Source organism: Streptomyces sp. NPDC098101, from assembly GCF_044760185.1.
GTDB lineage: Bacteria > Actinomycetota > Actinomycetes > Streptomycetales > Streptomycetaceae > Streptomyces.
Genome location: NZ_JBIWAS010000003.1, coordinates 627,811 through 646,454, shown reverse-complemented (window position 1 = coordinate 646,454; position 18,644 = coordinate 627,811). Strand labels below are relative to the sequence as shown.

Genomic DNA, 18,644 nt, shown 5'->3' with positions numbered 1-18,644 from the left:
TGCACACGTGAGCATCGCCACTCGTATCCGGGACCTACGGGCCCGTAGGTACGATTCCGTCATGACTGCAGCAGCACCGGACGTGACCCCGGCCGCCCCCGCCCCGGCGCTCCCGCTGAAGCCCATGCTGAGAGGCTGGCTGCACGCGGGCATGTTCCCCACCGTGATCGTCGCGGGCCTGGTCCTGGTCGCCCTCTCCGACTCGCCCCGCGCCCGCATCGCCTGCGGGATCTACGTCCTCACCGCGTGCCTGCTCTTCGGCATCAGCGCGCTCTACCACCGCGGCACCTGGGGCCCGCGCGGCGAGGCCGTCCTCCGGCGCCTCGACCACGCCAACATCTTCCTGATCATCGCGGGCACCTACACCCCGCTCACCCTGCTCCTGCTCCCCGACTCCACCGCGAAGCCGCTCATGTGGGCGGTCTGGGCGGCGGCCCTCGCCGGCATCGCCTTCCGCGTCTTCTGGGTCGGCGCGCCCCGCTGGCTCTACACCCCCTGCTACATCGCGATGGGCTGGGCCGCCGTCTTCTTCCTGCCCGACTTCATGCGCGCGGGCGGCATCGCCGTCCTCGTCCTGGTCGTCGTCGGCGGCCTGCTCTACAGCGCGGGCGGGATCATCTACGGCATCAAGCGCCCGAACCCCTCCCCGCGTTGGTTCGGCTTCCACGAGGTCTTCCACACGCTGACCCTGGCCGCCTTCATCGTCCACTACGTCGGCATCTCGCTGGTCGCGTACCAGCACGCCTGACCTGGAAGAATGGCGGCATGGCCGCCGATGCCCCCACCCGTCCCAGCCTTCGCGAGCGCAAGAAGGCGAAGACCCGCGCGGCGATCCGGAAGGCCGCCTACCGGCTCGCCGCCGAGCACGGCTGGGAGGCCGCCACCACCGACCGGATCGCGGCGGCGGCCGAGGTCTCCCCCTCGACCGTCGCCCGCTACTTCCCGGTCCGCGAGGACATCCTCCTCACCGACGAGGACGACGCCCTCCTCGAAGCCCGGCTGCGCGCCCGCCCCGAGGGCGAGGACCCCCTGGAATCCCTGCGTGCGGTCCTCCTCGAAGCGGCCCGCACCGCCTTCGCGGAACAGCCGGAGGAGACCCGGCTGCGCGCCCGCCTCATGGTCGAGATCCCCGCCGTCCGCGCCCGCCTCACCGAGACCACCACCGAGACCGGCCGCCGCCTCACCCGCGTCCTCGCCGCCCGCACCGGCCGCGCCCCCGACGCCCTGGAGGTCCGCGTCTTCACCGCCGCCGTCCTCGGCGCCCTCCGCGAAACGACCGCCTACTGGGCCGAACACGACCGCACCACCGACCTCGTCCCCCTCCTCGACCAAACCCTCGACACCCTCAAGGCCGGCCCCGCGCTCCCAGCGCCCCCCTGACCACCCGCGCCGACTCCGGATTGTCCGGGCACTCCCACACGCCGTGCGGGCAGTAGTCCGTCACCGTCTGGTAGACGGGGCGGTGGACGGTGAACCAGTCGAGCATCCCGCGGACGTACGCCGGGTTGTCGCCGTTGCGGAAGAGGCCCCACTCCGGGTACGAGACGGGCTTGCCGTGTTCCGCCGCGAAGCGGACGTGGTGGGCGAGGCCGTACTCCTCGTTCACCTGGTCCTCGAAGGAGAGGCCCTCGGGCTGGTCGTAGGCGTCCATGCCGATGATGTCGACGACGTCGTCCCCGGGGTAGCAGAGCGGCCACGGCACGGCGTCGCGCCCCCGGCTCGGCGTGAAGTCGAAGCGGAAGCGCTGCCCCGGCACCGCCCGCAGCACCTCCACCGTCCGCCGCCAGTACGCCTTCCACGCCTCCGGGTCCGGGCCGCAGCGGTGGCTGTACGTGGTGCCGTTCATCTCCCAGCCCAGGACCAGGACCGCGTCCCCGAGCCGGTGTTCCACCAGCCGCTCCCCCAGGGCCCGGAAGTGCCCGTCGTACGCGCCCTCCGCGCCCCGCCGCAGCCCCTCGCGCACCTCGGCGTCCGGCAGGCCCGCCTCGCTGCGGTCGAGCAGCGGCACGTTGAGCACGAAGAGCCGTCCCGGCCGCTCCTCCTTCCAGCGCGCCCACGGCCCGAACAGCGCCGGATGCCCCTCGATGTTGGACCAGCGGTCCCCCGGCAGGTACGTGTGCCCGACGGTCAGCACCCCGCCGCCGAGCCAGGCCTGCACCTCGGCGATCCGGCGCACCCCCGCCTCGTCCGAGCCGGTGAAGAACCCCGAGGGCACCTCCGGCGGCCGCTCCCCGGCGTGCCGTCCGCCGGGCGCGAGCCGGTCGGACGACGGGAAGAGGACGAGGACGGCCGCGAACAGCACGGTCAGTGCGGCTCGCGGCCGGAGGAGACGGGAGGGGAGGGAGGTCACGTCAGCTCGTCCAGAAGTCCCACCACCGGGTCAGGATCAGCATCCCGACGATCCCGACGTGCAGCAGCGGCGGGGCGAAGGCGAACTCCCCGAAGAAGGTCCGCACCCCCGCCGGCGCGGGCAGCACCCCGGTCCGGACGTTGTGCGCGGTGACGGACCAGAACATCAGGATCGTCGCGGCCCAGGCCAGACAGCACCACAGGCAGAGCGCGTTGATCTCGTACAGCGACTGGTGCATCAGCCAGGTGCAGAAGCCGACCCCGAAGAGCGTCCCGGCGTTCAGGCCGAGCCAGAACCAGCCCCGGTAGCGGGCCCCGGCGAGCAGCCCGGCCCCGATCGCGACGACGACGGCGTACGTGACGAGCCCGAGCATCGGGTTGGGGAACCCGAACACCGCCGCCTGCTCGCTCTTCATGACGCTGCCGCAGGAGACCACCGGGTTCAGGCTGCACCCGGGGGTGAAACCGGGGTCCTCCAGGAGCTTGAACTTGTCGAGCGTGATCACCCAGCCGGCCAGGGCGCCCGCCGCGCCGGTGACCACCAGGAGCCAGGCGAGGGCCCGGCCTGCCCCGACCGGGCCGTCGGCCTCCCGGGAGGCATCCTGCCGCCGCTGCCCCGGCACCCCGCCGCGTACGTCCACCGTCGCCATGGCGCGACCCCTCTTCCCGGTTCTTCCCGTTCAGCCCTGGACGCGGCGGACCGGCAGCAGGACGTGGGCGCTGTCCGCGAGCATCTCCTCGTCCGACACGAAGGCCCGCAGCCGCGCCTCGTCGACGGGCCGGCCGGGGACCGCCTCGGGCCAGGGCCGCACCGAGCAGATCAGATACACCTTGCCGCTCTCGCGGGCGGCCGCCTGCCACTCGTCCGGCACCGGGCACTGCACCTTCAGGAAGGGCAGGCCGAGCACGGCCGAGCCGCCCTCGACGAGCAGCGAGGCGTTGATCCCGGTGTCCGTCTCCAGGTCGAAGAGCCGGTCGCCGACCGAGAGGCCCATGGCCTCCAGGGCCGCCCGCATCGCCTGCTGACCGGCCTCCGGGCCGTCCCGGCCGTCGCCGAGCGAATACGCCATCAGGAACGGCGTGCCCGCCGACTCGGCGGAGGGCTCGCTGGACCACGGGATCACCGTGAGGGTTCCCAGCGGAGAGGCGCTGCGGGCCGAGGAAACGACGTTGGAAGTGGTCATGAATCGGATGCTAGTGCTCCAACCGCCCATTCCCCACGCTCCTTTCACTCGAACGGCCGACATTCGGGCCGCTGGCATTTCCGCCGCAACGAACCCGGGTTTTCATCGTTGTGCCCCTGAGGGCTCCCCCTACCCGCGGCGGGGGAACTCCCAGCCGACCATCTGGAGACCACTGATGATCGTCTCGCGCCGCTTCGCACTGCGGTCCCTCTACGCCCTGGCGGTCACCGCCTTCACGGGCGGTGCCCTCGGCCGCGTCGCGCTCCGCGCCCCGGCCGGAGGGCCGGACGACCCACGGGCCGAAGACCCGCACGCCTTCGACGAGATGTACGGCGGCCGCCGCATCCTGGGCTTCTCCGGCCCCGGCGGCGAACCGGTGGCCCTCGTCGACGGCCGCCCGCTGCACCTGATGCGCTGTGCCGACGGCGGCTACGTCACCCCGATCGACCACTACGAGTCCTGCCCGACGCCCCTGGCGGCGGTCCGCGCGGCCGTGGACGAGCTGGGCACCGCCCCGCTCTCCCCCCTCGCGGGCGCCCACGGCGTCCCCACGGACCCGACGGGAGGGAGTCCGCGTGGTGTACACGCGTAAGAACCAGCGCGACCTGACCGGCGCCGAGCGCCGCGCGTTCGTCGCCGCCGTCCTGGAGCTCAAGCGCAGCGGGGCGTACGACCGCTTCGTCCGCACCCACATCGACCACTACGTGGCCGACGGGGAGGGCAGGCTGCGGATCGCGCACATGACGCCGAGCTTCCTGCCCTGGCACCGGAAGTTCCTGTTGGAGTTCGAGACGGCGCTGCGCCGGATCAACCCCTCGGTGACCGTCCCCTACTGGGACTGGACCCGGGACAACAGCCCGGCCTCGTCGATCTGGGGCGAGGACTTCATGGGCGGCAACGGGCGCCGGTCCGACCTCCAGGTGATGACCGGCCCCTTCGCGCACTCCTCCGGCCGCTGGACCGTCACCCAGTCGATGTCCGAGGGCCGCTTCCTGACCAGGGACTTCGGGCGTCCCCGGGACCCGATCACGCTCCCCACCCAGGCCCAGCTGGAGGAGGTGCTGAGGGAACGGGTGTACGACGTGACGCCCTGGAACTCGACGAGCCCGTCCGGCTTCCGCAACCGCCTCGAAGGCTGGTCCTCGGGGCAGGGCAACGACCGGTTCCGGATCCACAACCGGGTGCACCGCTGGGTCGGCGGCCTGATGCTCGGCGGCGGCTCGGTGAACGATCCGGTCTTCTGGCTGCACCACGCCTTCGTGGACCTGGTCTGGTCCCGCTGGCAGCAGCGGAACCCCCGGTCCGCCTACCTGCCGGCGGAGCCGCCCCCGCTGGGCGACGCCCAGTACCGCAAGGTGGTGGCCCGGCACCAGCCGATGGCGCCGTGGGGCGTGACCCCGGCCTCGATGTTCGACCACAGCCGGATCTACCGGTACGCCTGAGCCGTCCCGTCCGGGTCCGCGCGCCCGGGCCCGTACGCGCGTGTCCCCCCGGTCCTGTCGGGCCGGGGGGACACGCGCGTGGAGCGAGGGGGATCAGCCGCCGTAGCCGCCGTCGTCCTCGCGGTCCTCGCCGTCGGCGTTGATGCAGGTGTTGCCGAACGCCGGGTTCAGCAGACCGATGACGTTGACGGTGTTGCCGCAGAGGTTGACCGGGACGTGGACCGGGACCTGCAGGACGTTGCCGGAGGCGACACCGGGCGAGTGGGCGGCGACGGCCTCGGCGCCCGAGTCGGCGACGGCCAGGCCGGCTCCGCTGAGGGCAACGGCACCCGTGCCGGCGAGAACAGCGGCAGCCTTCGCGATGCGAGACATCAAGAACTCCTTGGACGTGGAAAGCGACCGCAGGGATCACGGCCGTCATTCCGGTTCAACGCCGGTCGGCGGTACGGGTCACGGCCATTGGGCCGAACGGGAAGAGGAAAAAAGAAAAAATGGCCCGCGGACCGGAATTCCGTCCGCCGTCGGATACGACGGGACGGAATCGGTCCGCGGGCCTCGGCCATGCGACAAGCCTTCTCTTGCAACGATCGACGACCCACCGGGGTGACGGGTGCGGGGCGACGGGTGACAGATGACGGGAAGAATCGTCCCTGCACCCGCCCGGTCAGTGCCCCTCGGGCGCCAGGCCGAGCCGGGAGTCCAGGGCGCCGCTCAGCGCCGGGGCGAGCAGGCCGACGCGCGGCAGGGTGAGGTCGGGCAGCCCGTCGAGGCCGTTGCCGCGGGGCGCTTCCATCGGGTTTCCGACGGTGGCGCCGGGGGTGGTCGCCGCCATCTCCGAGTGCGGGGTGGTGAGGAGGGCGTGGCCGGGCTCGCTGCCGCGCAGCAGCTCGGGCAGCGGGGCGTCCACCACGGTCTTCGGGAGGGTGCCGGCGAGCGGCACGGCGGGCAGGGTGACGCCGGGCAGGGTGCCGGTGCCCTCCTGGAAGCCGGTGGGGGCGCCGGGCACGGGGACGGGAACGCCGGTGGCCACCGTGGGAGCGTCCATGGGGAGGACGGGCTCCAGCCCTTCGAGCGGGACGATCACCGGCGCCTCGACGGCGGAGGCCGGCGCGGCCAGGGCGACGGAGGCGAGTGCGGTCATGAGGAGACCCATGCCGGCGTGAGAACGCAGATTCATGTTCTGACAACGAGGCCTCGGGGAGAACGTGGCGGGTGTCCCCTGTGTGCAGCAACGCGCGAGGCCCCCACCGGTGAAGGCGGGGGCCCCGGTTGACGCGGCGTCCGTACGAGGGGTCAGTGCCGGCGCGCGAACCGTCGTCCGGCGCGGACGTAGACCACGGCACCGCCGATGACGAGCGCGGCACTGGCAGCGGCCGCCCCCATGAGCGCCGGCTCGCTACCGGTCTCGGGGAGCTGCGGCGGGGTGGTGGGGGGCTTCGTCGGCGGCGTGGTGGGAGGTGTCGTCGGCGGCGTGGTCGTCGTCGGCGGCGGAGTGGTGGGCGGGGTCGTCGGCGGAGTCGTCGGCGGCTTGGTGGGAGGCGTCGTCGGCGGCTTCGTCGGCGGAGTGGTCGGGGGCTTCGTCGGCGGCGTCGTGGGAGGCGTCGTCGGAGGCGTGGTGGGCGGGGTGGTCGGCGGCGTCGTGGGAGGCGTCGTCGGAGGCGTGGTGGGAGGCGTGGTCGGCGGCGTCGTGGGAGGCGTCGTCGGAGGCGTGGTGGGAGGCGTGGTCGGCGGCGTCGTCGGCGGGGTGGTGGGAGGCGTCGTCGGCGGCGTCGTGGGGGGTGTGGTGGGAGGCGTCGTCGGCGGGGTCGTCGGCGGCGTGGTGGGGGGAGTCGTCGGCGGAGTCGTCGGCGGCTTGGTGGGAGGCGTCGTCGGCGGCGTGGTCGGCGGGGTGGTGGGCGGCTTCGTCGGCGGGTGCGAGGGCTCCTCGCCGTAACCGCCGTCGTCGTCCCCGCCGTAACCGCCGTCGTCCTGGCCGTAGCCGCCGCCCTGGCCTCCCGGGTGGCCGCAGAGGTGCCCGACGGCCGCCGCGGCGGCGGCGCCCTTCTCCGCGATCCTGCCGCAGACGTCCGCCGTCAGGGGGCCCTGGACGTGGCCGGCCGCACCCGGGCCCGGTCCGTCGCCCGCGCCGGGGTGGGAGCTCGCGGCAAGGGCGAATCCGCCGCTCAGCGACAGGATTCCGGTCGCTGCCGCCGCGGTGAGTACTTTCCTGCTGATGATGGACCGCATACCGCTCTTCCTCTGAGAAAAGGAGAGGCCGACGAGGCTCCCCCCTCGCTCCGACCGGCCTGGTACCCACCGACGTGCGCGTGGGACTGGCGTGAGAGTAAGAGCCGGAGCGGGGCGTGGAGCATGGGCCACACGGCAGATGATCTGAAAATCATTCGATCAGCCGACCGTGGGGAACGGGGCGCGAAGGCCTCCGGAATGCCCGTGGGGGCAGCCCGTACTGATGTGGGGTCAGCCGCCCAGCGGAAGGCCGGCGGGGAGCGGGAGGCCACCGAGCAGCGGCGCGCCCTTGGTGGCCTGATTCAGCTGGGTCGCCGTGTCCGTCACGGTCTTCACCGGGGAGCCCTCCGTGGTGCTGCTCAGCACGTCCGTCTTCAGACCGTTGGCGGCGATCGCCTCCAGGCCGCCGTTCAGGCTGGTGGGGGTGAGCGCCTCCGTGGCCATGGCGGGCGCGGCGGCACCCAGGGCCATCAGCGAACCGGCGACGACCGCGGCGACCTTGGTGGGCTTCATGGGGTGAATCCTTCCGATGTGCTTTCAAGTCACTTCTCGCACAGGGTTCTTGGACGAATCCCGTGCGCCGTTCTTCTTCTGTAACGAGGAAGTGCGCTTCCCGGAAACTCCGGGAAGAAGGATTTCTCGACACTGCACCCGATCGATGAGACCGGTGCTATTTGCCGACCGCACACGCGTTCCCCCTCTTCGCGGCCCTGGCGGCCGCCACCCCGCGAGGCCTGCGGCCATAGCCCTCCGCAACCGTGGAACTACGGAGCGCCACGCATCCGTTCGGGTGAATCCCCCGCGCGCCCTGCTCCGGAAAGGGGCGTACGCCGTTGCACCGGGCGGCGCGCGGGAGTGCGCCCGAGCGAGTGCCGGCCCATGACCACACATGACGGCCCATGACGACAAACGAAAAGCCGGTGCGCCCCTCCCTCGCGGGAAGCGGGCGCACCGGCCTCGGAAGGACCGATCAGGCGTGCCGGATCAGACGTTGGCGCAGGTGTTGCCGAAGGCGGGGTTCAGCACGCCGATGACGTTGACGGTGTTGCCGCAGACGTTGACCGGGATGTGGACCGGGACCTGCGCGATGTTGCCGGAGAGGACACCGGGGGACTTCACGGCCGCAGCCTCGGCGCCGGCGTCGGCGACGGCGGCACCGGCGGTACCGGCGACGGCGGCGGCGGCACCCATGGACAGGACAACGGCCTTGGCGATACGGGACATGGAGAAGTACTCCTCGATCGAATTCATACGGATCGGACTGCGCGGACTGGTCGGTCCGACTCCTTCAACAACGCCCCCGTTTTCCATCGGTTGCTCTCCCGAACGGGTGACGTCCGGCCGTCCTTTGGGCCGAAAGAGGGGTCCGGGGGCATCCGGGCGCGGAATGGCGCAACACGCACAACGAGGAACGGGCCACGTGGATACGGGAGTTAGCACTACCGGGCATCTAATGCTTACTATCGCCCCGCTTCGGGGTTATAACTTTCCCGAACGTTGCTTCCGGGCCGGCCGCGCGTTCACCCATTTCGTGCGGACGAAACCTTCTCCCCTCCCGGCCTTCGCGGGTCTTCCCTTCCTCCTCTCATCAAAGCGGAGAACCTGTATGCGGAATTCAGCGGTTCTTGCCGTGCCCCGCGGCATGTCGGCCGCCCGGGCGGACGTCCGGCGCTGACGTGATGTCACCATTCGACACGGACCCGGGGTCCGTCACCGTCCTGCACGCGGTCCAGCCCGGTGACGGCGGGGTCGCCCGCGTCGTCGTGGACCTCGTCCGCGCCCAGCGCGCCGCCGGCCTGCGGGTTGCGGTCGCCTGCCCGCCCGGCACCGTCCTGTCCGCCGCCGTCCGCGCCGAGGGCGCCGAGGTCCACGACTGGCGGGCCGGCCGCGACCCGGGCCCCGCCCTCGTCCGCGAGACCGCGTCCCTGGCCCGCCTCGTCCGTACGGTCGGGCCCGACCTCGTCCACGCGCACAGCGCCAAGGCGGGGCTGTGCGCCCGGCTCGTCCTGCGGGGCCGGATCCCCACGGTCTACCAGCCGCACGCCTGGTCCTTCGAGGCCGTCCGGGGGACGACCGCCGCGCTCGCCCGGCGCTGGGAGCGGTTCGGCGCCCGCTGGACCGACCGGATCCTCTGTGTGAGCGAGGCCGAGCGGCGCACCGGCGAGGCGGCCGGGGTCGAGGCGGACTGGTCGGTCGTCCACAACGGCGTGGACACCGCCCGGTTCGCGAACGACGGCCCGCCCCGCAATCCGGCCCCCACGGTCGTCTGCGTGGGCCGGCTCTGCCGCCAGAAGGGGCAGGACGTCCTGCTCTCGGCCTGGCCCACCGTCCTCGCGGAAGTGCCCGCCGCCCGGCTCGTCCTGGTCGGTGACGGCCCGGACGCGGAGGGCCTGCGGGCCTCCGCCGGACCCTCGGTGCGGTTCGCGGGGGCCGTCGGGGACACCGTCCCCTGGTACCGGGCCGCCGACGTGGTCGTCCTGCCGTCCCGCTGGGAGGGCATGGCGCTCGCGCCCCTGGAGGCCATGGCCAGCGGCCGGCCCGTCGTCGTCAGTGACGTCGACGGGGCCCGGGAGAGCCTGCCGCCCGCCCACGAACCCCTGTGCCTGGTCCCGCCCGAGGACCCGGCCGCGCTCGCCGCCGCTCTCGGCCGCCTCCTCGGCAGGCCGGAGCTGCGGCACCGCCTGGGCCGGGAGGCCCACGCGCACGTACTCAGCAGTTTCGATGTCCGGCGCACCGGCGCGGCCGTCGCGGACGTCTACCGCGAGCTGGCCGGAGTGCGGGGGGCCGAGCACAGAGAGCCGATCGCACAGTGACCACGGAAAGCACCAGCGTCCCCTCCTCGCCGGGCCCCTGGCCCGCGGCGAACCAGGGCCGGGCCTTCGGCCTCGCCTCCCTCGCGCCGCCCCGCCGCGCCCCCGGCCGGCTCGCGCTGCCGCGCCACCGCCGCCCCCGGACCCGGCCGCGGTCCGGGGTCGCGCCGCTCGTGGCGGTCGACGCCCTGGCGGTCGTCGCCGCCGCCTCGGTCCTGAGCGCGGCGCACCACGACGCCCGGCTCGTCCTGCCGGTCCTGGCGGTCGTCCTGCTCCTCGACGGGCACGCCGGGCTCTACCGGCCCGCCGCGCACGTCCGGGCCCTGGACGAGCTGCCCGCGCTCGCCTCCCGCGCCGGGGTCGCCTGGTGCCTGGCGGCGGCGGGCGTCGCCGCGCACTCCCCGCACCTGGCGATCGGACCGCTGCGGCTCTCCGCCGCGTACGCCGTCCACGTCCTCCTCGTCTGCGCGGTCCGCGCCCTGGTCATCGGGCGGCGGCGCCGGGTGGCGCGGGCGCACCCCCGGTCGGCGCTGGTCGTCGGCGGGACGGGGGACGCGCGCCGGTTCGCGGCGGCGGCCGTCCAGCACCCCGAGTACGGGGTGCTGCCGGTCGGGATCGTCGGCGTGCCGGAGCAGGGCGGCGCCCGGACGGCCGGGGAGGCCGGGCTCCCGGTGCTCACCACGACCGAGGAGATCCACCGGGCCGTCATCCAGAACACCGTGCGCGACGCGGTGTTCCTCGACGACGACCCGGGTCTGGTGACGCTCTTCCAGCAGTACGGCTGCACCACCTGGCGGGTCGGCGGCCGGCACCAGGACGGCCCGATGGGCGAGCACATGTGGGGGTACGCCTGGCACCGGATCGTCCCGCTGGACGAGCGGCGCGGCCTGACCGCCAAGCGGGCCCTCGACATCGTCCTCGCCGCCCCCGCGCTGCTGCTCGCGCTGCCCGTGCTGCTGCTCTGCGCGCTGGCCGTGCGCCTCTCGGACGGCCCCGGGATCCTCTTCCGGCAGGAGCGGGTGGGCCAGCACGGACGCCACTTCACGCTGCTCAAGTTCCGTACGCTCCGCCCCTCGGACGACACCGAGTCGGCCACCCGCTGGAACGTGGCGGGCGACCGGCGGATGAGCGCGGCCGGGAGCTTCCTGCGGAAGACCTCCCTGGACGAGCTGCCGCAGCTGTGGAACGTGCTGCGCGGGGACATGAGCCTGGTCGGGCCCCGGCCGGAACGCCCGTACTTCGTCGCCCAGTTCAGCAAGATCCACGCCGGTTACGCGGCCCGCCACCGGATGCCGGTGGGGCTCACCGGGCTCGCGCAGGTGCACGGGCTGCGCGGCGACACCTCGATCGAGGACCGCTGCCGCTTCGACAACCACTACATCGACCACTGGTCGCTGTGGCAGGACGTCTGCATCCTGCTGCGCACCGCCGCCGAGCTCGTCCGACCCACGGGGAGCTGAGGATGGCCACGGCCGCGACGCTGCCCGTGGTCGGCCCGGCGGCGCGGGACCGGCTCCGCAGGGCCGGGGCGCTCGCCCCGGTCCTCGCCGTGATCGCGCTGCTGCTCGTCCCGGGCGGCGGCGGGGCGCGGGGCGGCACCGGCGGCACGGGCACGGTCGCGGACGCGGCCTCCGGGCTGCTCGTCCTGATCTGCCTGGTGCGGGTGGTGCGCGGCGGGGCCCGGCCGCTGACCCGTACGGCGGCCGTCGTCCTCGGCCTCCCGGTCCTCGGGATCTGTCTGGCCGCGATCACCTCGAACGACCCGGCGTCGAGCCTGCCGGGCGTCGCCCGCTACGTGCAGGTCTTCGTCCTGGTCCCGGCGGCCGTGCTCCTGACGGTCCGCGACCGGCGGGACTTCGCCGTGGTCGCCTGGACCCTGGTCGGGCTCGCGCTGCTCCAGGGCGCGGTGGGCGTCGCCCAGTACCTGACCGGCACGGGCGCCTCGTACCAGGGCGAGGACATCCGGGCGGTCGGCACCTTCGGCGCCACCGACGTGATGGGCATGGCGACCGTCGTCTCGTACGGTCTGGTCGTCGTCACGGGGATCGCGCTCGGCAGCGGTCCGGGGCGGGCCCGGACGGCCGCGCTGGTCTGCGCGGGGCTGCTGTTCCTTCCGCTGGTCCTCTCCTTCAGCCGGGGCGCGTGGATCGCGACCGTGCTCGCCTGCGCGCTCCAGCTGGTCCTGGCGGGGCCGCTCCGGGCGGTGCGGGTCGGGCTCGCGGCGGGGGCGCTCGGGGTGGTCCTCGTCGGCGGCCTCGGGATCGGTTCGGACCTGGTGGAGCAGCGGGTCGCCAGCATCACGCGGGTGACGGGGGCGCCGGACCAGTCGGTGACCGACCGGTACACGATGTGGGCGGCGGCCGGGGAGATGTGGCGCGCGGAGCCGCTCACGGGCGTCGGTCTGAAGGGCTTCCCGCAGTACCGCGACGCGCACGCCTCGGTCGCGCTGTCCTCGGGCAGCGACACGGCGGGCGCGGGCGCCGTCTTCCAGCGGCAGCCGCTGCTCTCCCCGCACAACATGTACCTGCTGGTCCTGAGCGAGCAGGGCCTGGTGGGGCTGCTGGCCCTGGTCGGCAGCTGGTCGGCGCTGCTGGTGGGCGCGCTGCGGGGGTGCCGCGTCGGATCAGGCCCCGGCTCGGGCCCCGGCTCCGGTCCCGTTTCCGGCGCGGACTGCGCGCTCGTCGCCACGGGCCTGCTGGTCTGGCAGCTCGTCGACTTCTTCTACGCGGACATCGGCGGCCCCTCGACGGTCCTGATGTCGGTCGTCCTCGGCCTGGCGGCTTGGTGGTCGCTGGTGGGGGCGAGACGTGCGTGACCCGTGGGCCGGGGAACCCGAGCCCACGGACGCGGGACCCGCGGACCCGTCGCGGTCCGACGGGCCGCGCCCCGCGCCGTGGTCGCCCCGGCGGCCTTGCGGCACCCCCCTGGCCGACCCCTGGTCGGCCTCGCCCCTGAGCCCCACGGACTCCCCGTGGGCCCCGGGGGCCGCCGTGCCCACGGGCGGCCTCGCCGGGGCCCGCCCGGTGGCCGTGCGGAGCCGGTCCGGCGGTACGGCCACCACGACCACGACCGCGACCACCACCGCGCCCACGGCTTCGACACCGCGGCCGACGACGGCTCCGACCCCGGCCCCCCGCTCCGGCCGCCGGGCCCACGCCCGCACGCGCGCGCGGGGCCGCCGGGCACGGGCCGGAGAAGCGCAGGGCCGGGGTTTCCTGGCGAAGGCGGCGGCCGTGACGGCCGCGCTCACCGCCGTCGGGGCGGTGCTCGGACTCGTACGGGACCAGATCCTGGCCGGGTACTTCGGGGCCGGGGCCGCCACCGACGCGTTCCTGGTGGCGTGGACGGTGCCCGAGTTCGCCTCGACGCTGCTCATCGAGGACGCGATGGCGCTGATCCTGGTGCCCGCCTTCTCCCGCGCCCTGGCCCGGCGCGGCGACGGCGCGCTCGACGACCCGGTGCGCGCGCTCGTGCGCGGGACGCTCCCCCGGCTCACCCTCACCGTCGGGCTCGCCGCCGTCGTCCTCGTCGTCGCCGCCCCGCTGATCGTCACGGCCCTCGCGCCCGGCCTCCCCGACCCGGCGCTCGCGGTCGACTGCACGCGCCTCACCGCGACCTGCGTGCTCTCCTTCGCCCTGGTCGGCTACTGCTCGGCCGCGCTGCGGGCGCACGGCCGCTTCCTGCCGCCGGCCATGATCTACACGGCGTACAACGTGGGGATCATCGGCACGATCCTGGTCCTGCGCGAGCCGTGGGGGGTGCGGTCGGCCGCCGTGGGGGTCGCGGTCGGCGGGGTCCTGATGGTCCTCGTCCAGGGGCCCTCCCTCGTCCGGGAGCTGCGCTCCGGGGCCGTACCGCCGCCCCCGCCCCCGCCCCGGCTCCGGCCCCGGGCGTCCCGGAGCGCGCAGGACGGCCGGATCCTGGTGCTCGGCCTGATCGCCCCGGTCGTCGCGTTCTCGCTGTGCCGCCAGTCCCAGACGCTGATCGAGCGCTTCCTCGCCTCGCCGCTGCCCGCCGGGGCCATCTCGCACCTGAACTACGCGCAGAAGGTCGCGCAGATGCCGATGATCCTCTCCCTGATGCTGTGCACGGTCAGCTTCCCGGTGGTCGCCCGCGCCCTCGCGGCGGGCGACGAGGAGACGGCCCGCCACCGGGTCGAGCGGGACCTGCTGCTCGCCGCCGTCGTCGTGCTCCTGGGCGCCTCGACGGTGATCGCCGCCGCCCCCCGGATCGTCGAGATCCTCTTCGAGCGGGGGGAGTTCGGCGGGGCGGACACCACCGCGACCGCCGCCGTCATGCGGGTGTACGCCCTCGGCCTGCTGGGCCAGACGATGGTCGGCGCCCTGGTCCGCTGCTACTTCTCCGCCGCCCGCCCGCTCTGGTACCCGGCCGCCGCCATGGGCGCCGGGCTCGTCGCGACCGGTGTCGCGGGCGTGCCCGGCGCCCAGTACTGGGGCGCGGTCGGCATCGCCGCCGCGAACGCGCTGGGCATCACCCTGACCGCCGTCCTGCTCCTGCGGGGCGCGCACCGCCAGTCCGTCCCGGTCCGGGCCGGCCGGCTCGGCACGGGGCTGCTCCGGCTCGCCGCCGCCGGCGCGGCCGCCACCGGGGCCGGCTGGCTCTGCTCGGTCGCGATCGGACCCGCCGTCCTCGCCGTCGCCGTCGCCGCCCTCGCCGTCTGCGGCGTCTTCCTGCTCCTCCTCGCCTGCGCCCCCGAGGCGTCCGGCCTTCCGTCCCTGCCCCGCTCCGCCTATCGGAGGACCCCCCATGCCCGCCGTCACCGCGCTGAGCCGTCTGCTGCCGAAGCCGCCCCTGCGAAGGAGCCTGCCCCGGCGGGGAAGCCTTCCTCCGCTCGGGAGCCTTCCCCCGCTCGGGAGCCCTCCCCCGCTCGGGAGCCCTCCCCCGCGAAACGCCCCTCCCGCACGGGGAAGGGCGCCCCTGTGGGTGGCGATGTACCACTCGGTCGCGGACACCGCCGATGATCCGTACCGGGTGACCGTCTCCCCGGCGCGCTTCGCCCGGCAGCTGCGCTGGCTGGGCGACCGGGGGCTGCGCGGGGTGTCGGTGCGGGAGCTGCTGGCCGCCACCGCCGAGGGCCGCGCCAAGGGCCTGGTGGGCCTGACCTTCGACGACGGCTACGCCGACTTCGCCGACTCGGCGCTGCCGCTGCTCCGCCGGCACGGCTTCACGGCCACGGTGTACGTCCTGCCGGGCCGGCTCGGCGGCGAGAACGGCTGGGACGCGGCCGGTCCGCGCAAGCGGCTGCTCTCCGGGGCGGAGATCCGGCGGATCTCCCGCTCCGGGATGGAGATCGGCTCGCACGGCCTGACGCACGTGGCGCTGCCCGAGGCCGACGACCGGACGCTCGCCGCCGAGACCCGGCGCAGCCGCGAGCTCCTGGAGGAGATGACGGGCCGTCCGGTGGAGGGCTTCTGCTACCCGTACGGGCGGGTCGACCCGCGCGCGATGCGGGCCGTGCGCCGGGCCGGCTACCGCTACGCCTGCGCGATCGACCCGGGCCCGTACACCGGCGCGTACGCCCTGCCCCGGATCCACATCGGCGAGAACGACACCTCCTGGCGGCTCGCCGCCAAGCGCCTGCTGCACCCGCTGCGCCGCCGTCACCCCGCCGACCTGGCGGTCCCCGTCCCGTACGGCCCGGCCGTGGTGGGCGCGCGATGAGGGTCCTGCACGTCATCACCGGGCTCGGCATCGGCGGCGCCGAGCAGCAGCTGCGGCTCCTGCTGCGCCACCTCCCCGTCCAGGGCCGGGTGGTGACGCTCACCAACCCGGGCGCGGTCGCCACGGGCATCGAGGCGGACGGCACCCCCGTCACCCACCTCGGCATGACCGGCAACCGCGACCTCGGGGCGCTCCCCCGGCTCGCCCGGATCGTCCGGCAGGGCCGCTACGACCTCGTGCACACGCATCTGTACCGGGCGTGCGTGTACGGCAGGACGGCGGCCCGGCTCGCCGGGGTGCGCCGGATCGTGGCCACCGAGCACTCGCTCGGCGAGCACCAGATCGAGGGCCGGCCGCTGTCGGCGGGCACCCGCGCCCTGTACCTGGCGTCCGAGCGGCTCGGCACCTCCACGGTCGCCGTCTCGCCCAGCGTGGCCCGCCGCCTCGCGGACTGGGGGGTGCCCGAGGAGCGCATCCGGGTGGTGCCGAACGGCATCGAGACCGCCCGGTTCGCGTTCGACCCGGACGCCCGCCGCCGGACCCGGGCGGCGCTCGGCCTCCCCGAGGACGCGTACGTCGTCGGCGGGGTGGGGCGGCTGGCCCCCGGGAAGCGCTTCGACCTGCTCGTACGGGCGGTGGCGGCGGTCCCGGAGGCCCGGCTGCTGCTCGTCGGGGAGGGCGGCGAGCGGGAGGAGCTGCTGCGGCTCGCCCGCACCCTCGGGGCGGCCGACCGGGTGCTGCTCCCGGGGGCGTGCGAGGACCCGCCGCCCGCCGGGTCGGCCGGGCCCTCGCTGCCCGGACTGCTGGCCGCGATGGACGTCTTCGTCTCCGCCTCCCCCGACGAGGCCTTCGGGCTCGCGGTCGTCGAGGCGCTCGCGGCGGGCCTCCCCGTCCTGTACGCGGCCTGCCCGGCGATCGAGGACCTGCCGGCGGACGCGGCCCCGGGCGCGCGCCGGACCGGCGGGGGCGTCCCCGGGCTGGCCGCCGCCCTCCGCGGCCTCGGGGAGGCCCGGCCCGCCCGGCTCCCGGTGCCGGAGGCCGCCCGCCACTACGACATCGCGCGCAGCGCACGGCAGTTGCTGTCCCTCTACGACCAGGCCGTCCCCACCCCATCGACCCGCGTGAACTGAGAGAAGCCCGACCCATGAAGACCACCACACCGTCCCGCGCCTTCCCGTCCGCCGGGCTCCGCCTCCCCGGCCGCTGGGCCGTGCTGCCCGCCGCCGTCCTCGCCGGGGCCGTGCTCGGCGGCGGCTACGGGGCCCTGAAGACCCCGGAGTACGCGGCGACCAGCTACGTCATCGTCGTACCGGCCGGGAAGTCCGACCCGGCGGGGGCGCTCGGCTTCGCCCAGGCGTACGGGCGGGTCGCCACCGACATCGCGGTGACCGGCGACGCCCAGGTGTGGGCCGGGGTGACCGCCGCGACGCTGCGGAAGAAGGTGACGGCGGAGACCTCCCCGGACGCCCCGATGATCTCGATCACCGCACGGGCCGAGCGGCCCTCGAAGGCCGTGTCCATGGCCGACGGGGTGGCCCGCGCGCTCATCCTCGACAGCTCGCACGTGGCGGCCAGCACGGGCGTGAAGGTCGTGCAGTTCTCCCGCGCCACGAAGCCCGTCGACCCGGTCTCCCCGTCCGCGCCGCTCTCCGCGCTCGTCGGCGGCTGCGCGGGCGGTCTGCTCGGCGGCCTGGGCCTGCTGGTCCGCCCGAAGCGCGCCGCCGCGCGCGGCGAGTCCCGCCACTCCCGCCGGGGCGGGACCTCGGTGCCCGCCCCGGCGGCGGCCGCGCACCAGCCGGAGACGGTGTGAGCGCGGGCGCCCTGCGGACGGAGGTCTGCCGTGACGAGGAGGGGTTCGGGCGGCTCGCGGCCGAGTGGACGGCGCTGTACGGCCGCTGCTCCTCCGCCACCCCCTTCCAGTCCCACTCCTGGCTGCACTCCTGGTGGCTCTCGTACGGGCGGCCCGGTGCGCTGCGGGTGGTGCTCGTACGGCGCGGGGACGGCGTGCTGGTCGCCGCCGCGCCCCTGATGCGGGTCCGGGGTCCGCTGCCCGTGCTCACCCTGCTCGGCGGCTCGATCACCGACTTCACGGACGTGCTCCTCGACGACGGCTGCCCGGAGGCGGCTCCCGCCCTGGCCCGGGCGGTCGCGCGGGTCGCCCGGGGCGCGGTGGTCGACCTGCGGGAGGTCCGGCCCGGCGCGGCCGGCGAGCGGGTCTTCGCGCACTGGCGGGGGCCGCGCAGGCGGCTGCCCGACTCGCTGTGCCTGGAGCTGCCCGCCGTCCCGATGGAGGGCCTCCTCGAACGGATCCCCTCCGGGAAGGCCCAGCGGGTACGGGCCAAGCTGCGGAAGCTGGACGCGCTCGGCATCGACGCGCGCGTGGTGACCGGCGAGGAGGTCCCGGCCGCCCTGGACCGGCTCCTGGCGCTGCACCGGCTCCAGTGGCAGGGCCGGGGCGTCACCGCCGAGCACACCAGCGAGCGCTTCGCCCAGCACCTGAACCGGGCCGTGCGGCCCATGGTGGAGCGGGGGGACGCGATGGTCACCGAGTTCCGGCTGGCCGGGGACGTGGTCGCCGCCGACCTGACCCTGATGTCGCCGCGCCTGGCCGGCGGTTACCTGTACGGGGCCGACCCCGAGCTGCGGGCCCGCAAGGTCGACGTGGCGGCGATGCTGCTGCGGCACGGGGCCCGCGAGACCAGTGCGGGCGGGCGGGCCACGCTGAGCATGTTGCGGGGCAGCGAACCGTACAAGCAGCACTGGCGTCCGGAGCCCGTGCGCAACCGCCGGCTGCTCCTCGCCGGGCCCGGTACGGCCCCGCTGCTCTGGCTCCGCGCGGGCGCGGCCGGCGCGCGGAACTGGGCGGCCCGCCAGGCGCGGGAACGGGCCTGGGCGGGGCGGGCGCTCGACCGGGTCAAGGGGCGCCCGCCCCACGGCGGCGGATGAGCTCC

The 18,644-nt window shown here is 75.0% G+C and carries 20 protein-coding genes; 13 read left to right on the top strand and 7 right to left on the bottom strand.

The window, feature by feature from the left end; genetic code table 11:
* Positions 1-61: 61 nt before the first annotated feature.
* Together ACIQVI_RS15980 and ACIQVI_RS15975 are read left to right on the top strand one after the other, a co-directional pair.
* The gene (locus ACIQVI_RS15980) at positions 62-748 is read left to right on the top strand and encodes a hemolysin III family protein (RefSeq protein WP_351973206.1); all 687 of its coding nucleotides are present in this window, start codon (positions 62-64) and stop codon (positions 746-748) included.
* Positions 749-765: 17 nt separating this feature from the next.
* Entirely contained in the window at positions 766-1,380 is a 615-nt protein-coding gene (locus ACIQVI_RS15975; protein ID WP_403595808.1) for a TetR/AcrR family transcriptional regulator, read from the top strand.
* Here ACIQVI_RS15975 and ACIQVI_RS15970 read toward each other — a convergent pair.
* Genes ACIQVI_RS15970 through ACIQVI_RS15960 form a run of 3 tightly spaced genes read right to left on the bottom strand, consistent with a single transcriptional unit; the run spans position 1,346 to position 3,533 of the window.
* Positions 1,346-2,350: a glycoside hydrolase family 26 protein gene (locus tag ACIQVI_RS15970; protein ID WP_403595806.1), complete on the bottom strand. Its 1,005-nt coding sequence runs from the start codon at positions 2,348-2,350 to the stop codon at positions 1,346-1,348. The two genes, ACIQVI_RS15975 and ACIQVI_RS15970, sit on opposite strands and share 35 nt — an antisense overlap.
* A 1-nt stretch (position 2,351) precedes the next feature.
* Positions 2,352-2,999: a vitamin K epoxide reductase family protein gene (locus ACIQVI_RS15965; protein ID WP_403595803.1), complete on the bottom strand. Its 648-nt coding sequence runs from the start codon at positions 2,997-2,999 to the stop codon at positions 2,352-2,354.
* Positions 3,000-3,029: 30 nt separating this feature from the next.
* Positions 3,030-3,533, bottom strand: a complete 504-nt coding sequence (locus tag ACIQVI_RS15960) for a DUF5949 family protein (RefSeq protein ID WP_351973203.1) — start codon at positions 3,531-3,533, stop codon at positions 3,030-3,032.
* Between the two features lie 175 nt (positions 3,534-3,708).
* On the opposite strand from ACIQVI_RS15960, the gene ACIQVI_RS15955 reads away from it, so the two are divergent.
* Both ACIQVI_RS15955 and ACIQVI_RS15950 read left to right on the top strand, forming a co-directional pair.
* Positions 3,709-4,125 carry a tyrosinase family oxidase copper chaperone gene (locus ACIQVI_RS15955; protein ID WP_351973202.1) on the top strand — a complete coding sequence of 139 codons (417 nt, stop codon included), beginning with the start codon at positions 3,709-3,711 and terminating at the stop codon, positions 4,123-4,125.
* Positions 4,109-4,975, top strand: a complete 867-nt coding sequence (locus tag ACIQVI_RS15950) for a tyrosinase family protein (protein ID WP_351973201.1) — start codon at positions 4,109-4,111, stop codon at positions 4,973-4,975. The genes ACIQVI_RS15955 and ACIQVI_RS15950 overlap by 17 nt, the downstream gene beginning before the upstream one ends.
* Positions 4,976-5,068: 93 nt before the next feature.
* On the opposite strand, the gene ACIQVI_RS15945 is transcribed toward ACIQVI_RS15950, so the two are convergent.
* Both ACIQVI_RS15945 and ACIQVI_RS15940 read right to left on the bottom strand, forming a co-directional pair.
* Positions 5,069-5,347, bottom strand: a complete 279-nt coding sequence (locus tag ACIQVI_RS15945) for a chaplin (RefSeq protein ID WP_351973200.1) — start codon at positions 5,345-5,347, stop codon at positions 5,069-5,071.
* Between the two features lie 292 nt (positions 5,348-5,639).
* Complete coding sequence (locus tag ACIQVI_RS15940; RefSeq protein WP_351973199.1) at positions 5,640-6,116, bottom strand: hypothetical protein; 477 nt, start codon at positions 6,114-6,116, stop codon at positions 5,640-5,642.
* Positions 6,117-6,323: 207 nt separating this feature from the next.
* Between ACIQVI_RS15940 and ACIQVI_RS15935 the strand changes: the two genes are divergently transcribed.
* The gene (locus ACIQVI_RS15935) at positions 6,324-6,908 is read left to right on the top strand and encodes a hypothetical protein (protein ID WP_403595797.1); all 585 of its coding nucleotides are present in this window, start codon (positions 6,324-6,326) and stop codon (positions 6,906-6,908) included.
* Between the two features lie 524 nt (positions 6,909-7,432).
* Here the strand turns inward: ACIQVI_RS15935 and ACIQVI_RS15930 are convergent.
* Together ACIQVI_RS15930 and ACIQVI_RS15925 are read right to left on the bottom strand one after the other, a co-directional pair.
* Positions 7,433-7,714 carry a hypothetical protein gene (locus ACIQVI_RS15930; RefSeq protein ID WP_351973197.1) on the bottom strand — a complete coding sequence of 94 codons (282 nt, stop codon included), beginning with the start codon at positions 7,712-7,714 and terminating at the stop codon, positions 7,433-7,435.
* Between the two features lie 471 nt (positions 7,715-8,185).
* Positions 8,186-8,425, bottom strand: a complete 240-nt coding sequence (locus ACIQVI_RS15925; protein WP_402442539.1) for a chaplin — start codon at positions 8,423-8,425, stop codon at positions 8,186-8,188.
* Positions 8,426-8,880: 455 nt separating this feature from the next.
* Here ACIQVI_RS15925 and ACIQVI_RS15920 point away from each other — a divergent pair, with 455 nt between their 5' ends.
* From ACIQVI_RS15920 to ACIQVI_RS15885, 8 genes are all read left to right on the top strand, one after another.
* Positions 8,881-10,014 (top strand): glycosyltransferase, encoded by a 1,134-nt coding sequence (locus tag ACIQVI_RS15920; protein WP_403595793.1) that lies wholly within the window; start codon positions 8,881-8,883, stop codon positions 10,012-10,014.
* Positions 10,011-11,471, top strand: coding sequence for a sugar transferase (locus ACIQVI_RS15915; protein WP_403595790.1), 1,461 nt, complete (start codon positions 10,011-10,013; stop codon positions 11,469-11,471). The genes ACIQVI_RS15920 and ACIQVI_RS15915 overlap by 4 nt, the downstream gene beginning before the upstream one ends.
* A 2-nt stretch (positions 11,472-11,473) precedes the next feature.
* Positions 11,474-12,826: an O-antigen ligase family protein gene (locus ACIQVI_RS15910; RefSeq protein WP_403595787.1), complete on the top strand. Its 1,353-nt coding sequence runs from the start codon at positions 11,474-11,476 to the stop codon at positions 12,824-12,826.
* Positions 12,827-13,244: 418 nt separating this feature from the next.
* On the top strand, positions 13,245-14,993 hold the full coding sequence (locus ACIQVI_RS15905) for a lipid II flippase MurJ (protein ID WP_403595784.1): 1,749 nt from the start codon (positions 13,245-13,247) through the stop codon (positions 14,991-14,993).
* Complete coding sequence (locus tag ACIQVI_RS15900; protein ID WP_351972225.1) at positions 14,962-15,693, top strand: polysaccharide deacetylase family protein; 732 nt, start codon at positions 14,962-14,964, stop codon at positions 15,691-15,693. Before ACIQVI_RS15905 ends, ACIQVI_RS15900 begins: the two co-directional genes overlap by 32 nt.
* Positions 15,690-16,823 (top strand): glycosyltransferase, encoded by a 1,134-nt coding sequence (locus tag ACIQVI_RS15895; RefSeq protein ID WP_403595781.1) that lies wholly within the window; start codon positions 15,690-15,692, stop codon positions 16,821-16,823. Before ACIQVI_RS15900 ends, ACIQVI_RS15895 begins: the two co-directional genes overlap by 4 nt.
* A 14-nt stretch (positions 16,824-16,837) precedes the next feature.
* The gene (locus tag ACIQVI_RS15890) at positions 16,838-17,503 is read left to right on the top strand and encodes a lipopolysaccharide biosynthesis protein (RefSeq protein ID WP_403595778.1); all 666 of its coding nucleotides are present in this window, start codon (positions 16,838-16,840) and stop codon (positions 17,501-17,503) included.
* Complete coding sequence (locus tag ACIQVI_RS15885) at positions 17,500-18,639, top strand: GNAT family N-acetyltransferase (RefSeq protein WP_403595775.1); 1,140 nt, start codon at positions 17,500-17,502, stop codon at positions 18,637-18,639. The genes ACIQVI_RS15890 and ACIQVI_RS15885 overlap by 4 nt, the downstream gene beginning before the upstream one ends.
* Positions 18,640-18,644 lie beyond the last annotated feature (5 nt).

Coding starts and splice junctions, on each gene's coding strand:
- ACIQVI_RS15945 (WP_351973200.1), bottom strand. CDS start 5,347: ATGTCTCGCATCGCGAAGGCTGCCGCTGTTCTCGCCGGCACGGGTGCC.
- ACIQVI_RS15955 (WP_351973202.1), top strand. CDS start 3,709: ATGATCGTCTCGCGCCGCTTCGCACTGCGGTCCCTCTACGCCCTGGCG.
- ACIQVI_RS15900 (WP_351972225.1), top strand. CDS start 14,962: ATGTACCACTCGGTCGCGGACACCGCCGATGATCCGTACCGGGTGACC.
- ACIQVI_RS15980 (WP_351973206.1), top strand. CDS start 62: ATGACTGCAGCAGCACCGGACGTGACCCCGGCCGCCCCCGCCCCGGCG.
- ACIQVI_RS15940 (WP_351973199.1), bottom strand. CDS start 6,116: ATGACCGCACTCGCCTCCGTCGCCCTGGCCGCGCCGGCCTCCGCCGTC.
- ACIQVI_RS15935 (WP_403595797.1), top strand. CDS start 6,324: ATGACGAGCGCGGCACTGGCAGCGGCCGCCCCCATGAGCGCCGGCTCG.
- ACIQVI_RS15895 (WP_403595781.1), top strand. CDS start 15,690: ATGAGGGTCCTGCACGTCATCACCGGGCTCGGCATCGGCGGCGCCGAG.
- ACIQVI_RS15890 (WP_403595778.1), top strand. CDS start 16,838: ATGAAGACCACCACACCGTCCCGCGCCTTCCCGTCCGCCGGGCTCCGC.
- ACIQVI_RS15975 (WP_403595808.1), top strand. CDS start 766: ATGGCCGCCGATGCCCCCACCCGTCCCAGCCTTCGCGAGCGCAAGAAG.
- ACIQVI_RS15925 (WP_402442539.1), bottom strand. CDS start 8,425: ATGTCCCGTATCGCCAAGGCCGTTGTCCTGTCCATGGGTGCCGCCGCC.
- ACIQVI_RS15930 (WP_351973197.1), bottom strand. CDS start 7,714: ATGAAGCCCACCAAGGTCGCCGCGGTCGTCGCCGGTTCGCTGATGGCC.
- ACIQVI_RS15965 (WP_403595803.1), bottom strand. CDS start 2,999: ATGGCGACGGTGGACGTACGCGGCGGGGTGCCGGGGCAGCGGCGGCAG.
- ACIQVI_RS15910 (WP_403595787.1), top strand. CDS start 11,474: ATGGCCACGGCCGCGACGCTGCCCGTGGTCGGCCCGGCGGCGCGGGAC.
- ACIQVI_RS15920 (WP_403595793.1), top strand. CDS start 8,881: ATGTCACCATTCGACACGGACCCGGGGTCCGTCACCGTCCTGCACGCG.
- ACIQVI_RS15960 (WP_351973203.1), bottom strand. CDS start 3,533: ATGACCACTTCCAACGTCGTTTCCTCGGCCCGCAGCGCCTCTCCGCTG.